Origin of the sequence: Streptomyces chlorus, from assembly GCF_042655885.1 — a bacterium.
GTDB lineage: Bacteria > Actinomycetota > Actinomycetes > Streptomycetales > Streptomycetaceae > Streptomyces > Streptomyces chlorus.
On sequence record NZ_JBHSOA010000094.1, the window covers coordinates 1 to 14,886 of the forward strand.

Consider the following 14,886-nt stretch of genomic DNA (forward strand, 5'->3'; position numbering starts at 1 on the left):
GGCGGTGGGGGAGGGGGTGGTGGCGGGGTCGGAGTGGGTTCGGGCGGTGGAGGGGGCGGAGGTGGTGGTGGGGTCGGTGGGGGTGTGGGCGTGGGTGCGGGGGGTGAACAGGGCGGTGGGAGCGGCCAGGTCGTGTCTCCGGCGATCGCCACGGCCTCCGTTCCCCCCGGGCCCGTCGAGGCGTAGGCGCAGGCGTCGGCCATCGCCGCGCCCGGCGCGCCGACGAGCGCCCAGGTCAGCGTCGCCGTCGCCAACACGCGGGCGACGAAGGCGGATCGGGTCGGTACGAGTCCTTGCACGACGAAGATCATGAGCCGTGCTCCGCGGGGACACACGCGAGTGCCGGGTGAATGCCCCGATGGAGGTAAAACCGGCAACTCCCGTTTAACCCGGCGCTGATCACCCGTCGGGGGAGCGTGCGCGGATGTGCGATACGGGAGGGACGGACAGGGCGAGAAGGGGAGGAACCGTGGACTCCGGAAGAAATATTGGCCCGCGTTGAACACGGCAGGTGCTGTCGTGCGTACTCCACGTCGAGCGGCGGCGCAGCAGGGCGCTGCAACACCCTTGCGATGATCTGGAGTTGAGATGAAGACCTCCTGGCGGACCGCCTCACTGGTGGTGAGCGCCGCGGCGGTGCTGACGCTGACGACGGCGTGCGGTCAGGACACCCCGCCGCCGGCCAGCAGTCAGAACGTGGGCGCCTCGGCCGTGCCCGGAGACCTCGGAGGCATCGACACCGGGGCCGGCGCGGGGGCCTCCACGAGCCCGGACGGCGGCGCGGGCGAGCTGGCCGTCGCCACCAACGTCAAACTCGGCAAGCTGGTGACGGACGAGCTCGGCCTCACGCTCTACCGCTTCGACCAGGACACCGCCGAGCCTCCCAAGTCCAACTGCGACGGTGACTGCGCCGAGACCTGGCCGCCGGTGCTCGCCGACGACGCCGCGGCCGGCGAGGGCATCGACGAGTCCCTGCTCGGCGAGGTCACCCGGGCCGACGGCGCCAAGCAGCTCACCGTAGGCGGCTGGCCCGCCTACCATTACGTCAAGGACGTCAACGCCGGTGACGTCAAGGGCCAGGGCGTGGGCGGCAAGTGGTTCGCGCTGACCCCCGAGGGCAAGAAGGCGCAGGAGACGGCCGACCAGCCCGGTCTGTCCACCCGCAAGGACCCCGAACTCGGCGAGATCGTCGTCGACAAGGATGGCAGGACGGTCTACCGCTTCATGAAGGACGAGGCCTGGCCGAAGCCGGTCTCCGCCTGCACCGGTGCCTGTCTGGAGAAGTGGCCGGCGGTGGCGCCGGTCGACATCAACGACACCAAGGGCATCCAGAAGAAGAACTACATGACCTTCACCCGCCCAGACAACAAGGCCGAGCAGCAGACGATCAGCTGCTCACCGATCTACACCTTCGCGGGTGACAAGGCCGCCGGTGACACCAACGGCCAGGGCGTCGGCGGGACGTGGTACGCGGTGCGGCCGAACGGAGAGCCGGTCGGCGCGCCGGAGAAGTAGCGCAACCTCCCCAGGGTGTCGTTTCCGTCCGGCGCCGCCGTCCCCGGTCCGCCTCTCCGCATCCCGCGGAGAGGCGGACCGTTTTGCTGTGATTCGCCGGAACTCATGTAATTTCCGGCGCTCTTCACCTTTCCTGCGCCGCCCGTCCGTTTCTCCGCGCGTGGCGCCATTCCGTGCGCCCGGCTTCTCAATGCGCCCGGCTTCTCCACGTGTCGGACTTCTCCGTGTATCGGAACTCTCCGGAATGCCGCACATGCCTTTCGTGGTGTGCGCACGGTTGCCAATTCGGCACATGCCGTAGGCAGTGACCGGGAACGGATGGTCAATTTCCGTTTGGGGTCGCTCCATTGGCAAGCGATCAGTAGCCTCGGCTCGGACACCGGATCGCCTACGCTGTGGAGAGATAGATGGAGCGTCCTGCCTGGGCCCCACGGAGCATCGACATCACGGTGCCCAGCGTTTCCCGGATGTACGACTACTACCTGGGCGGTTCGCACAACTTCGAGGTCGACCGGGAAGCGGCCCGCAGGGCCATGGAGTTCATGCCGGGACTGCCCAAGATCATGCAGGCGAACAGGGCGTTCCTGCACCGGGCGGTGCGGTTCGCGGCCGGTGAAGGCGTCACCCAGTTCCTGGACATCGGCTCCGGCATTCCCGCGTTCGGCAATGTGCACGAGGTGGCACAGGCGGCCGTTCCCGGCGCGCGGGTGGTCTACGTCGACCACGACCCGGTGGCCGTCGCGCACAGCCAGGCCGTCCTCGAGGGCAACGAGGACGCGGCCGTTGTCGCCGCGGACCTCCGAAAGCCCCAGGAAATTCTGGGCAGTTACGAGGTGGGACGCCTGATCGACCTGAACCGGCCGGTGGCGCTGCTGCTCGTTGCCGTCCTCCACTTCGTGGAGGACGCGGACGACCCGTACGCGGCGGTGACCGAGCTGCGTGACGCGCTCGCGCCCGGCAGTATGCTGATGCTCACCCATGCCTCGTACGAGGGAATTCCGTTGCCGCAGGAGCGGGCCGGTGGCGCGGTGGACGTGTACAAGAACATCCGCAACCCGTTGATCATGCGCTCGCGCGACGAGATCGCGCGGTTCTTCGAGGGGTACGACATGGTGGAACCCGGACTGGTGCCGATGCCGAAGTGGCGGCCGGACACCGCACCGGAGGACGAGGAACCCTACGCCTTCTCCGCTTACGCGGGCGTGGGCGTGGGGCGTACAGCGTGAGCGCGGAGCCGGACGGGCCGGAGGACAGACTGCGCCGGTTCGCGACGATCTGGAGCCGGGCGGTCTTCCCGGTGACCTCGACCTCGTCGACCCGGCCGGAGTTCGAGAAACAACTGCTCCCGCTGGCCAGGCGGTTGAGCGAGGCGCTGCGGGCGAGGGCGTTCGACCCGGACACCGGCAAGGCGGCCGGCGCCGCCCTGGTGGAGGCGCACTGCACCGACCCGGAGGCGCTCAGCCGGACCCTGGACTGCGTGGACGCCTACCTCGTCCTGTACTGCGGCGGGGACGGCGACGGAGAGGGCCTGAGGGCGCGCAGCGCCAGGCTGCAGCACGCCATGGCCGCCGGATACGCGCAGGCGTTGCGCGAACGGACGCTGGCCGAGCAGGAGGCCATCGCCCAGGCCGCGCTCCGGGCGCAGGGCGTGGTGGCACAGGCCCTGCACGCCACCGAGGCAAGGTTCCGCGCGGTCTTCGAGGGCGCCGCCATAGGCATCGGCATCGCCGACCTCAAGGGCAACGTCCTCCAGGTCAACGCCGCCCTGCTGCGCATGTTCGGCCTGTCCGAGCAGAGTCTGCGCAGCCGCAGCACCCTGGAGTGGACGCATCCCGACGACGCCCCGCAGACCTGGGCCCTCTACGACGAGCTGGTACGCGGCGAGCGCGAGCACTACCACCTCGAGAAGGCGTTCTACCGGCCCGACGGCACGGTCCTGTGGACCAACCTCACGGTGTCCCTGCTGCGCGACGCCGACGGCGAACCGCAGTACCAGCTCGCGCTCATGGAGGACACCACCGAGCGGCGGCTGCTCAACCTCCGGCTGCGCTACGAGGCCACCCACGACGCGCTGACCGGTCTACCCAACCGGACGTTCTTCTTCGAGCGTCTCGAGAAGGCGCTGAACGGCGGCGAGGGACAGCGCTTCGGCCTGTGCTACCTCGACCTGGACGGCTTCAAGACCGTCAACGACAGCCTCGGGCACGCGGCCGGCGACCGGCTGCTCGTCGAGGTCGCCGACCGGCTCCAGTCCTGCGCCACGGCGCCCGGAGAGATGGTCGCCCGGCTCGGCGGCGACGAGTTCGTGGCGCTGACCACGGGCCCGGACACCCAGCACACGGTCGATGAACTCGCCGCCCGCATCATGAACGTGCTGCTCGCCCCCATCGGCGTCGACGGCCGGGACCTGACCGTGCGCGGCAGCATCGGCGTGGTCGAGGGACCGGCCGGGGAGCGCAGCCCGGCAGAGGTGCTGCGCAGCGCCGACATCACCATGTACCGGGCCAAGGCGGCGGGCGGCAACCGTTTCGAGCTCGCCGACCCGGAGTCCGATGCCCGCGCCATCACCCGGCACGGCCTCACCACGGCGCTGCCCGCGGCACTGGAACGGGGCGAGTTCTTCATCGAGTACCAGCCGCTGGTCCACCTCGGCGACGGCAGCGTCCGGGGCGCCGAGGCGCTGGTGCGCTGGCTGCACCCGCAGCACGGGGTGCTGTCGCCGGACCGGTTCATCCCGCTCGCCGAGGACACCGGGCTGATCGTCCCGCTGGGCCGCTGGGTGCTCGAGCAGTCCGTGCGCCAGGCCCGCGCCTGGCAGGAGCGGCACGGCGGGGCGGACGCGCTCGGCCCGCTGCGCATCAACGTGAACCTCTCACCCTGCCAGCTCACCCATCCCGGCCTGGTCCAGGACACCGTCGACATCCTGGAGCGCACCGGCGTCGAGCCGGACGCGCTGTGCCTGGAGGTGACCGAGTCGGCGCTCATCGGCGCGGACGACGACCTGCTGAAGCCGCTGCGCCGGCTCGCGGAGATGGGCGTGGACATCGCCCTGGACGACTTCGGCACCGGCTACTCCAACCTCGCCAACCTGCGCCGCCTCCCGGTGAGCGTTCTCAAGCTGGACCGCTCCTTCACCCAGAGCATGCAGCAGTTCCCGGCGGACCCGGTCGACCTCAAGATCGTCGAGGGGATCGTCTCCCTGGCCCACAGCCTCGACCTCGCCGTGACGGTGGAGGGCGTCGAGACGGGGGCCCAGGCCGAACAGCTCCGCATACTCGGCTGCGACACCGCCCAGGGCTGGTACTACGCCCGGCCCGGCCCCCCGGAGCGGCTGCACGAACTGGCTCTGGTGGACGCGACGGGGTGAGGCATATTTCGGTCGCAGCCCCACCGGGCCGTAGGTGAGTCTGTGGGGATGACACACGAAGCAGACGACGTGAACGGTGACGTGCACGAGGCGATCACGGCAGAACTGCGCCTCATGGACCCCGCCGTCCGAGCCTCCCACGTCCTCGCCGCCCCACTGCTGGACCCGGAGTTCGTCGAGGTCGGCGCTTCCGGCCGGCGTTACACCCACGCGGAGATGGTGGCCGAGCTGCCCGACCACCCGGGCGGATCGGTGGACGGGCCGGTCTACGAGCCGTCGGAGATCAGCGGCGTCCTCCTCGCGCCCGGCCTGGTGCACCTCACCTACGAGACCCGCTTCGACGGCCGCCGCGCCAGGCGCAGCTCTCTGTGGCGCAAGCGTGACGAGGGGACGGGCTGGCGCATGTACTACCACCAGGGCACTCCGGTGCCTCCGGAGGTGGCTTGACCGGCACGCTCACCGCTCCAGGAGCATCCGCTGGAGTTCCCGGGCCGCCCTGGGCGGGGCCACGTCGCTGCGGTGGGCCAGGGCGATGGTGCGGTAGAGGCCGGGGCGGGCCAGAGGGGTGACCCGCAGGCCCTGACCGGACCGCGCGGCGACCATGCGGGGCACCACGGCGAAGCCCAGGCCCGCCCGGACGAAGCCCAGCACGGCGTCCATCTCCCCGCCCTCCACCGCGAAGTCCGGCTCGAATCCCTCCGCGCGGCACGCGGCCACCGTCAGCTCCCGCAGGTCGTAGCCGTGCCGGAACATCACCAGACGTTCGCCCTCGAGATCGGCGACGCGCACGGTGCGCCGGCCCCGGCCGGGCCTGGGGGCGTCCGGGGAGGACACCACCACCAGGTCCTCGCGCAGCAGCTCCACCGTGGTGAGCGCGGGGGAGGGGGTCGGCAGGGGCAGCACGACCAGGGCCAGGTCCAGGGCGCCCCGGGCCAGCTCCCTTACCAGGTCGTGGGAGCCGCCCTCCTCGATCAGCAGTCGGACGCCCGGATAGCGGTCGTGGAAGGCGCGCAGCACGTCCGGCAGCAGACCGGTGCACAGGCTCGGGGTCGCCCCCAGCCTGACCCGGCCGCTGCGCAGCTGCGCCAGCTCCTGCACCTCGTGCCGGGCCGTGTCCGCGTCGGCCAGGATGCGCCGGGCCAGCGGCAGCAGTGCCTCGCCCGCGTCGGTCAGCGTGATGTTGCCGCGCGCCCGTAGGAACAGATCCGCCCCCAGTTCCCGCTCCAGCGCCTTGATCTGCTGCGAGAGGGACGGCTGCGCGACATGGACCATGTCCGCGGCCCGGGTGAAGTGCCGGGTCTCGGCGACCGCCACGAAGTACTGGAGCTGCTGGAACTGCATGTGCCCAGCATAGTGCCGCCATAGGAGGAGCCTATGGAAACGAGGTATTCCATGTCTTGGACCGATGGGGGCCTTTGGCCCTAGCGTTCTGTGGCATGGCTCTGGCAACGCGGACGGACCGACGACCGTCCATGGCACGCACCGTGTGGGACTCGACCATCGGCAAGAAGACAGTGATGGCCGTCAGCGGCCTGATCATGCTGCTCTATCTGGTCGCCCACATGCTCGGCAATCTGAAGATCTACTTCGGGGCGCTCGAGTTCAACGAGTACGCGCACTGGCTGCGCACCATGGGCGAGCCCCTCCTGCACTACGAGTGGGCCCTGTGGGTGGTCCGCGTCGTGCTCGTCGTCGCGGTCGTCGCACATGCCGTCTCCGCGTACCAGCTCAGCCGCCGCGACATCAAGGCGCGCCCCAACAAGTACGTCCACAAGAAGGCGCGGGCCGGTTACGCCACGCGCACCATGCGCTGGGGCGGGATCATCCTCGCCCTGTTCATCGTCTGGCACATCCTCGACCTGACCACCGGACACGTGCACTCCGGCGGCTTCGAGGCGGGCAAGCCCTACCAGAACGTCGTGGACACCTTCTCCACCTGGTACGGCAACGTCATCTACATCGTCGCGGTGCTCGCCCTCGGCCTGCACATCCGGCACGGCTTCTGGAGCGCCGCACAGACCCTCGGCGTCGGCAGCCGCGCCCGCGACCGCGCCCTGAAGGCCCTGGCGAACGTCCTCGCGCTGCTGCTCACGATCGGCTTCCTCGCCGTCCCCGTGGGCGTCATGACCGGAGTGGTGAGCTGATATGACTACCTATGCCGAGTACGCGACCGCTGAGCCGGTCGTCGACACCAAGGCCCCGTCCGGGCCGATCGAGGAGCGCTGGGACAAGCGCCGCTTCGAGGCCAAGCTGGTCAACCCCGCCAACCGGCGCAAGCAGACCGTCATCGTCGTCGGCACCGGCCTCGCCGGCGGCTCCGCCGGTGCCACGCTCGCCGAACAGGGCTACAACGTCGTCCAGTTCTGCTACACGGACTCCCCGCGCCGGGCCCACTCGATCGCCGCCCAGGGCGGCATCAACGCGGCGAAGAACTACCGCAACGACGGCGACTCCGTGCACCGCCTCTTCTACGACACCGTCAAGGGCGGCGACTTCCGCTCGCGCGAGTCCAACGTGCACCGGCTCGCGCAGATCTCCGTCGAGATCATCGACCAGTGCGTCGCCCAGGGCGTGCCGTTCGCCCGCGAGTACGGCGGCCTGCTCGACACCCGCTCCTTCGGCGGCGTCCAGGTCTCCCGCACCTTCTACGCCCGTGGCCAGACGGGTCAGCAGCTCCTCCTCGGCGCCTACCAGGCGCTCTCCCGGCAGATCGCCGCCGGCAACGTCGAGATGCACCCGCGCACCGAGATGCTCGACCTGATCGTCGTCGACGGCAGGGCCCGCGGAATCGTCGCCCGGGACCTGATCACCGGGAAGACCGACACCTACTTCGCCGACGCCGTCGTCCTGGCCACCGGCGGCTACGGAAACGTCTTCTACCTGTCGACCAACGCCATGAACTCCAACGCGACCGCCGTCTGGCGGGCGCACCGGCGCGGCGCGTACTTCGCCAACCCCTGCTTCACCCAGATCCACCCCACCTGCATCCCGCGCACCGGCGACCACCAGTCCAAGCTGACGCTGATGAGCGAGTCGCTGCGCAACGACGGACGCATCTGGGTGCCCAAGGCCAAGGGCGACGACCGCCCGCCGAACAAGATCCCCGAGGACGAGCGCGACTACTACCTGGAGCGCATCTACCCGTCCTTCGGCAACCTGGTGCCCCGCGACATAGCCTCCCGCGCCGCGAAGAACGTCTGCGACGAGGGCAGGGGCGTCGGCCCCGGCGGCCAGGGCGTCTACCTGGACTTCGCCGACGCCATCGAGCGCCTGGGCCGCAAGGCGGTCGAGGCCAAGTACGGCAACCTCTTCGACATGTACCAGCGGATCACCGACGAGGACCCGTACCGGGTGCCGATGCGGATCTACCCCGCGGTGCACTACACGATGGGCGGCCTGTGGGTCGACTACGACCTGCAGACCAACGTCCCCGGCCTGTTCGCCATCGGTGAGGCCAACTTCTCCGACCACGGCGCCAACCGGCTCGGCGCCTCCGCGCTGATGCAGGGCCTGGCCGACGGCTACTTCGTCCTTCCGGCCACCATCAACGACTACCTGGCGCGCAACCCGCACCGGGACGAGGTGGACGCCGGCCACCCGGCGGTGCAGGAAGTACTGGCCGAGACCGAGGACCGGCTGAACCTGCTGCTGTCCGTCGACGGCGACCGCACCCCCGACTCCTTCCACCGCGAACTGGGCGAACTCATGTGGGAGTTCTGCGGCATGGCCCGCACCGAATCGGGCCTGCGCAAGGCGCTGGAGCGCATCCCGCAGATCCGCGAGGAGTTCTGGCGGCGGATCAAGGTCCCCGGCACCGGCGAGGAGTTCAACCAGTCCCTGGAGCGGGCCAACCGCATCGTCGACTACCTCGAGCTCGCCGAGCTGATGTGCCTCGACGCCCTGCACCGCGCCGAATCCTGCGGCGGCCACTTCCGCGAGGAGTCCCAGAGCCCCGACGGCGAGGCCGCCCGCCGGGACGAGGAGTTCACCTACGCCGCCGCCTGGGAGTTCACCGGCACGGGCGACGCTCCCGTCCTGCACAAGGAAGACCTCGTCTTCGAGTACGTCCACCCCACTCAGCGGAGCTACGCATGAAGCTCACCCTGCGCGTCTGGCGGCAGAAGAACGCCGACGCCGACGGCGCCATGTCCACGTACGAAGTGGACGGCATCTCACCCGACATGTCCTTCCTGGAGATGCTCGACACCCTCAACGAGGAACTCACCCTCGAGGGCGAGGACCCGGTCGCCTTCGACCACGACTGCCGCGAGGGCATCTGCGGCGCCTGCTCGCTGGTCATCAACGGCGACGCCCACGGCCCCGAGCGCACCACCACCTGCCAGCTGCACATGCGGTCCTTCAAGGACGGCGACACCATCGACGTCGAACCGTGGCGGGCGGCGGCCTTCCCGGTGGTGAAGGACCTCGTCGTCGACCGGACGGCCTTCGACCGGATCATCCAGGCCGGCGGCTACGTCAGCGTCCCCACCGGCTCCGCGCCCGAGGCGCACGCCACGCCCGTTCCGAAGCCGGACGCGGACCTCGCCTTCGAGCACGCCGAGTGCATCGGCTGCGGCGCCTGCGTCGCGGCCTGCCCCAACGGCGCCGCGATGCTCTTCACCTCGGCGAAGATCAACCACCTCAACGTGCTGCCGCAGGGCGCGCCCGAGCGCGAGACCCGGGTGCTCGACATGGTGGCGCAGATGGACGACGAGGGCTTCGGCGGCTGCACCCTCGCCGGGGAATGCGCCACCGCCTGCCCCAAGGGCATCCCGCTGACCTCCATCACCGGGATGAACAAGGAGTGGCTGCGCGCCACGGCCAAGGGAGCCGGCCGGTAGCCGGCGGGCGGGCAGCAGGGAAACGTTCGCCAGGGGGCGAACGGGCGGGACCGGGAGTGGTGCTCATCCCCGGTCCCGTCTGCTGTCCGGGCAACGCCTGTCGCTGTGCGGGCAACGCCTGGCATTCAGCATCCCCACATCCGTATTCCCGGCTCAGGTCACGTGCACGCCAACCGGCATCGGCAGAACAAGAGGGAGTCCCCACTTTCCCCCGCTCCGGCGCGTGACCAGGAGAGAGCCATGACCGGCGTCCTGACCGTAGAACACCCCGCGAAGCCCGCGGCGCCCACCCGCTACACCGTCACCCTCGCCCGCGACGAGGACGACGTGCGTGCCGCCCAGCGGCTGCGGCACGACGTCTTCGCCGGTGAAATGGGTGCCCTGCTGGCCACCCCGCAGCCGGGCCTGGACGTCGACCCCTTCGACGCCTACTGCGACCACCTGCTCGTGCGCGAGGAAGTGAGTGGCCAGGTCGTCGGAACCTACCGGCTGCTGCCGCCCGAGCGCGCCGCGGTCGCCGGCCGCCTGTACGCGGAGACCGAGTTCGACCTCGCCGCCCTCGGCGCGATCCGGCCGGGCCTCGTCGAGGTCGGCCGCTCCTGCGTGCACCCCGGCCACCGCGACGGCGCGGTCATAGGCCTCATCTGGGCCGGCATCGCCCGCTACATGATCGACCGGGGCCACGAGTGGCTCGCGGGCTGCTGTTCCATCCCGCTGGCCGACGGCGGCGCGCTCGCCGCCGCCACCTGGGACCGCGTCCAGGGCAAGCACCTCGCCCCCGAGGAGTACCGCGTACGCCCCCTGCACCCGTGGCGGCCGACGACCGCGGCGCCCGCCGCCCGCACCGAGCTGCCGGCCCTGCTGCGCGGCTACCTCCGGCTCGGCGCCTGGGTCTGCGGCGAGCCCGCGCACGACGCGGACTTCGGGGTCGCCGACCTGTATGTGCTGCTGCCGATGAGCCGGGTCAACCAGCGCTATCTGCGGCACTTCCTCTCCCTCGTACCGGCGAAATGAGCGTCTGGCTGCCCGGCGCGCCCTGCACCCCGAGCGGCTGCGTGGTGCCGACGGGGACCACGAGGGCCGTACCGGGGGCGGTGCTGCGGCTGGCCGCGGTCGTCGTCCTGGTGCTCGCCGGGGTCCTGCTGCTGCCCGTCGGGCGGCGGATCCCGGCGGGTCTTGTGGGCCGGTGGTGCCGGTGGATCGTACGGGCCGCCGGGGTCCGGGTCCGTATCACCGGAGCCGCCGTGCCCACCGGCGGGCTGCTGCTCGTCGCCAACCACATCTCCTGGCTGGACATCCCGTTGCTGAGCGCGGTCCGTCCGGCGCGCATGCTGGCCAAGGCCGAGATCCGGCAGTGGCCGCTGGCGGGGCCGCTGGTCGCGCGCAGCGGCGTTCTGTTCATCGACCGCGACCGGCTGCGCGCTCTTCCGGGCACGGTCGCCCGAATCGCCGCGGCGCTCGGGGAGGGTTCGGCCGTCGGGGTCTTCCCCGAGGGCAGCACCTGGTGCGGCCGCGGACAGGGCTCCTTCCGCCGGGCGGCCTTCCAGGCGGCGATCGACGCCGGGGTCCCGGTGCAGCCGGTCCGCATCCACTACCGCGACGCGAGCAAAACCCCTGCCACCGCCCCGGCCTTCGTCGGGGACGACACCCTGTTCGCGTCCCTGTGGCGGGTGGTCTCGGCCCGGGGCTTGGTCGCCGAGGTCGAGATACGGGCCGCCATCCCGCCGGGCAGCCACCCGGACCGCCGCGCCCTGGCCGCCGCCGCGCAACCGCACGGCGGTCCGGGGCGGGACCATCGGGCCGGTCAGCGGGCAGGTCAGCGGACCGGGCACAGGGTCGGACATCAGGCCCGATATCCGGTCGAGGACCTCCGGTCGCGGCCACCGGAAGTGAGCGCTGTCGAAAGTTAAGCGCTCTTTGTGCCTTATGCGAAGTTTTTACCGCGCTGAGGAGGACATCCGGACGGGAGTGACACCTGAAAGGAGGGTGAGGCCAGATGATCACCCGCGATGAGGCCAGGATCCTCCTGGATCACCCCGTCTACGACGGCGAGGGCAACAAGATCGGTGAGGCCAAGCACGTCTTCTTCGACGACATGAGCGGCCGCCCCGAGTGGGTGAGCGTCAAGACGGGCATGTTCGGCACCAGCGAGTCGTTCATTCCCGTCCGCGACGCCGAACTGGTGGAGGACCACCTCGAAGTCCCGTACCCCAAGGACAAGATCAAGGGCGCACCCGGCGTCGACGTCGACCCGCAGGGCCACCTGTCGGAGTCGGAGGAACACCGGCTGTACGACTACTACGGCATCGACTGGAGCGGCGTGCTGCGCGACGATCCCAAGAGCTCCGGTGAGGGCCGGACCGACAAGAGCCCCGGCATGGGCAAGGCCGGTGCGGCCGGTGCCGCCGGTGCCGCCGGGGTAGCCGGGGCGGCGGGCGCGGCGGGCCGGGGCGGAGCGGCAGGTGCCGCCGGTACGGCCCGTACGTCGGGCAAGGACCGGACGGCGACCAGGACGACCACCACCGCGGGGACGGCGTCGGCGGGAACGTCGGCGACCGTCGGCAGGACCGGTCCCACGGGTGCCGCCGCGACCGCCGGCGGGACCGGCGTGCGGGCAGGGCAGGGCGCCGAGTCCATGACGCGCATGGAGGAGGAGATGCATGTTCGCGTCGAGCGGCGCGAGACCGGACGGGCCAGGCTCCACAAGTACGTCGTGACGGAAGACGTCGAACAGATCGTGCCCGTGCGCCACGAGGAGGTACGCCTGGTGCGCGAGCCCATCACGGAGGCCGAGCGCGAGGCCGCGCTGTCCGGCGCGGAGATGGGCGAGGCCGACTACGAGGTCACGCTGCACGAGGAGCGGCCCATCGTGGAAACCAGGGCGGTACCCGTCGAGCGGGTGCGGCTGACCATGGAGGAGCGCACCGAGAACGAGACCGTACGGGGCCGCGTCCGCAAGGAGCGCATCGAGAGCGAGGGCGTTCCGGACGCCACCATGCGGCGGGACGACGCCGCCGGACGGGGCCGCGACGTTCCACGCCGGGGCCGCGCATGACCGGAGGGCACCGCGTGCGCGCCGGTGGGCCCGCTCACCGGCGCGCCGCGCCGTCGCCCTCTGTGTCCGTGAGATCTGTGGGCCCGGCGAGGCCGGTCAGGGCGGCGAGCCGCCGGTAGGAGTCCAGCAGGGCCGTACGGTCGTGGGTGCTGGTGGTGACGAGGACCTCCTGGGCGTCCGTCTCCTTCAGTACCGTTTCCAGTTCGTCGGCCACCTGCTCCTCGGTGCCGGCGATGTGGCCGCCGAGCCCGGACTCGTACAGGCCGCGTTCCTTGGCCGTCATGGTGAACGACTCGACGCGCCCGGCGGGGGGCAGCGGCGGGAAGGTGCCGCGGGTCCGGGAATGCGCCATCGACCAGGCCTCCGGGATCAGCAGCCGGCGGGCCTGTTCGGGCGTGTCCGCCACAGCGACCGTCCCGGAGATCACCACGTACGGCTCGCTCGCCCAGGCCGACGGGCGGAAGTGCTCCCGGTAGTGGTCGATGCCGCGCCGCATCCGGTCGCGGCCGCGCAGGTCGCCGATGACCATGGGCAGGCCCGCGCGGGCGGCGATCGCCGCGCCCTCACCCATGGCCAGCACGAACGGCGGCACGGTCAGCCCCTCGGCCGGACGGGCGTGCACGCCGGTGGGGGAGGTGCCGCGGAACCAGCCGAGCAGCTCGTCGATCTGGGCGCCGAAGTCCTCGGCGTCGTCCTTGTCACGTCCCAGCGCCTTGCGCACCCCGTCGGTGAAGCCGACGGAGCGGCCCAGGCCCATATCGATGCGCCCCGGGAAAAGCGACTCCAGCACCCCGAACTGCTCGGCCACGACGAGCGGTTGATGATTGGGCAGCATGACCCCGCCGGTGCCGACACGGATCGTCCGGGTCGCCGCGGCGACGGCGGCGGCCAGCACCGTCGGCGCGGAGCCGGCGACCCCGGGCACGCCGTGGTGCTCCGAGACCCAGAAGCGGTGGTAGCCGAACTCCTCCAGCTCCCGCGCCAGGCGCACGGTGTCGCGCAGCGCCTCGGGACCGCTGTGCCCTTCACGAGTGCGGGAGCGGTCGAGGACGGAGAAACGGGTCCGGGAGGTCAGGGGGGTCACATCCGGTTCAACGTCCGGGCGGCCGCGGCATTCCCTCCGGGCGCGACGGGAGCACCCCCTCCGGGCGCCGCGGGCAGGAGCGCGTCGCCTGTCTAGGCTGGGCGGCGTGACCAACCGTGACAAGCGCCCGCTCGCCGTGTTCGACCTGGACAACACCCTCGCCGACACCGGGCACCGGCAGCGCTTCCTGGAGCGCAGGCCGCGCGACTGGGACGCCTTTTTCGCCGCCGCGCCCGAGGACACGTCCCTCGCGGAGGGCATCGCGCTGGTGCACGAGAGCGCGCGGGAGTGCGAGATCGTCTACCTCACCGGACGCCCCGAGCGCTGCCGGCGCGACACGCTGGACTGGCTGGCCGCCCACGGGCTGCCCGAAGGGCCGTTGCACATGCGCGGCAACGCCGACCGGCGGCCCGCCCGGTACACCAAGCTCGCGATCCTGCGCCGCCTCGCCCGCACCCGGGAGATCCGGGTGCTCGTGGACGACGACGAACTGGTCTGCGCGGACGCCCGGCGCGCGGGATTCACCGTGGTGCACGCCCGCTGGACGGCCCCGTCGGGAGAGCTGAGGGCGGCACAGCAGCGGGAGGGGCGGACGTGACGTCCGCCCCTCCCGCTCCCCTCCGGGTGTGCACGGCCCCCGTGCCGTGAACGCGCCCGGATGCTCGCGACGGCCTCCGGGGACGGGCGGGTGGTTCAGGCCGGCTCGTCCAGACGGAAGCCGACCTTCAGGCCCACCTGCCAGTGCGCGATACGGCCCTCCTCGATCTGGCCGCGCACCTGGGTCACCTCGAACCAGTCCAGATTGCGCAGGGTCTGCGAGGCACGCTCGACGCCGTTGCGGACGGCCTGTTCCACGCTGTCGGGTGACGTGCCGACGATCTCCGTGACCCGGTAGGTGTGGTTGGACACGCGAGTGCTCCTTTCGTCGGCGGCTCCCACCGGTACGAGGGCCGCTTCTTGTGCCGCACGTCACTCCACCGTGCCCCAAGTGGTGACCGCGCGCGAGATGTCGGGCCCCGCGCCC

Annotated in this window: 14 protein-coding genes; 11 read left to right on the forward strand and 3 right to left on the reverse strand. The window is 71.2% G+C overall.

The window, feature by feature from the left end; translation table 11 throughout:
* Positions 1–588 precede the first annotated feature (588 nt).
* The 4 genes from ACFPZI_RS31475 (at position 589) to ACFPZI_RS31490 (ending at position 5,329) form a co-directional block, all read left to right on the forward strand.
* Complete coding sequence (locus tag ACFPZI_RS31475) at positions 589–1,515, forward strand: SCO0930 family lipoprotein (RefSeq protein WP_381370335.1); 927 nt, start codon at positions 589–591, stop codon at positions 1,513–1,515.
* Between the two features lie 407 nt (positions 1,516–1,922).
* Positions 1,923–2,741, forward strand: a complete 819-nt coding sequence (locus tag ACFPZI_RS31480) for an SAM-dependent methyltransferase (RefSeq protein WP_381370338.1) — start codon at positions 1,923–1,925, stop codon at positions 2,739–2,741.
* A complete protein-coding gene (locus ACFPZI_RS31485; RefSeq protein ID WP_381370341.1) occupies positions 2,738–4,882 on the forward strand; it encodes a putative bifunctional diguanylate cyclase/phosphodiesterase in 2,145 nt (714 codons plus the stop codon). The genes ACFPZI_RS31480 and ACFPZI_RS31485 overlap by 4 nt, the downstream gene beginning before the upstream one ends.
* Positions 4,883–4,930: 48 nt before the next feature.
* Complete coding sequence (locus ACFPZI_RS31490) at positions 4,931–5,329, forward strand: nuclear transport factor 2 family protein (protein ID WP_381370344.1); 399 nt, start codon at positions 4,931–4,933, stop codon at positions 5,327–5,329.
* Positions 5,330–5,338: 9 nt separating this feature from the next.
* Here the strand turns inward: ACFPZI_RS31490 and ACFPZI_RS31495 are convergent, their stop codons facing one another.
* Complete coding sequence (locus ACFPZI_RS31495) at positions 5,339–6,223, reverse strand: LysR family transcriptional regulator (protein WP_381370347.1); 885 nt, start codon at positions 6,221–6,223, stop codon at positions 5,339–5,341.
* Between the two features lie 131 nt (positions 6,224–6,354).
* On the opposite strand from ACFPZI_RS31495, the gene ACFPZI_RS31500 reads away from it, so the two are divergent.
* The 6 genes from ACFPZI_RS31500 (at position 6,355) to ACFPZI_RS31525 (ending at position 12,778) form a co-directional block, all read left to right on the forward strand.
* A complete protein-coding gene (locus ACFPZI_RS31500) occupies positions 6,355–7,026 on the forward strand; it encodes a succinate dehydrogenase (RefSeq protein WP_381370350.1) in 672 nt (223 codons plus the stop codon).
* A 1-nt stretch (position 7,027) separates the two neighbouring features.
* Positions 7,028–8,977, forward strand: a complete 1,950-nt coding sequence (locus tag ACFPZI_RS31505) for a fumarate reductase/succinate dehydrogenase flavoprotein subunit (protein ID WP_381370352.1) — start codon at positions 7,028–7,030, stop codon at positions 8,975–8,977.
* Entirely contained in the window at positions 8,974–9,723 is a 750-nt protein-coding gene (locus ACFPZI_RS31510; protein ID WP_381370354.1) for a succinate dehydrogenase/fumarate reductase iron-sulfur subunit, read from the forward strand. Before ACFPZI_RS31505 ends, ACFPZI_RS31510 begins: the two co-directional genes overlap by 4 nt.
* Positions 9,724–9,963: 240 nt before the next feature.
* A complete protein-coding gene (locus tag ACFPZI_RS31515) occupies positions 9,964–10,737 on the forward strand; it encodes a GNAT family N-acetyltransferase (RefSeq protein ID WP_381370357.1) in 774 nt (257 codons plus the stop codon).
* Positions 10,734–11,633: a lysophospholipid acyltransferase family protein gene (locus tag ACFPZI_RS31520; RefSeq protein WP_381370360.1), complete on the forward strand. Its 900-nt coding sequence runs from the start codon at positions 10,734–10,736 to the stop codon at positions 11,631–11,633. Before ACFPZI_RS31515 ends, ACFPZI_RS31520 begins: the two co-directional genes overlap by 4 nt.
* 86 nt (positions 11,634–11,719) lie before the next feature.
* Entirely contained in the window at positions 11,720–12,778 is a 1,059-nt protein-coding gene (locus tag ACFPZI_RS31525; RefSeq protein ID WP_381370363.1) for a DUF2382 domain-containing protein, read from the forward strand.
* A gap of 34 nt (positions 12,779–12,812) precedes the next feature.
* Here ACFPZI_RS31525 and ACFPZI_RS31530 read toward each other — a convergent pair whose 3' ends face one another.
* Positions 12,813–13,862: an LLM class flavin-dependent oxidoreductase gene (locus tag ACFPZI_RS31530; RefSeq protein ID WP_381370366.1), complete on the reverse strand. Its 1,050-nt coding sequence runs from the start codon at positions 13,860–13,862 to the stop codon at positions 12,813–12,815.
* Positions 13,863–13,968: 106 nt separating this feature from the next.
* On the opposite strand from ACFPZI_RS31530, the gene ACFPZI_RS31535 reads away from it, so the two are divergent.
* Entirely contained in the window at positions 13,969–14,460 is a 492-nt protein-coding gene (locus ACFPZI_RS31535) for a phosphatase domain-containing protein (RefSeq protein WP_381370369.1), read from the forward strand.
* A 95-nt stretch (positions 14,461–14,555) separates the two neighbouring features.
* Here ACFPZI_RS31535 and ACFPZI_RS31540 read toward each other — a convergent pair whose 3' ends face one another.
* Entirely contained in the window at positions 14,556–14,771 is a 216-nt protein-coding gene (locus ACFPZI_RS31540) for a dodecin (protein WP_381370372.1), read from the reverse strand.
* Positions 14,772–14,886 lie beyond the last annotated feature (115 nt).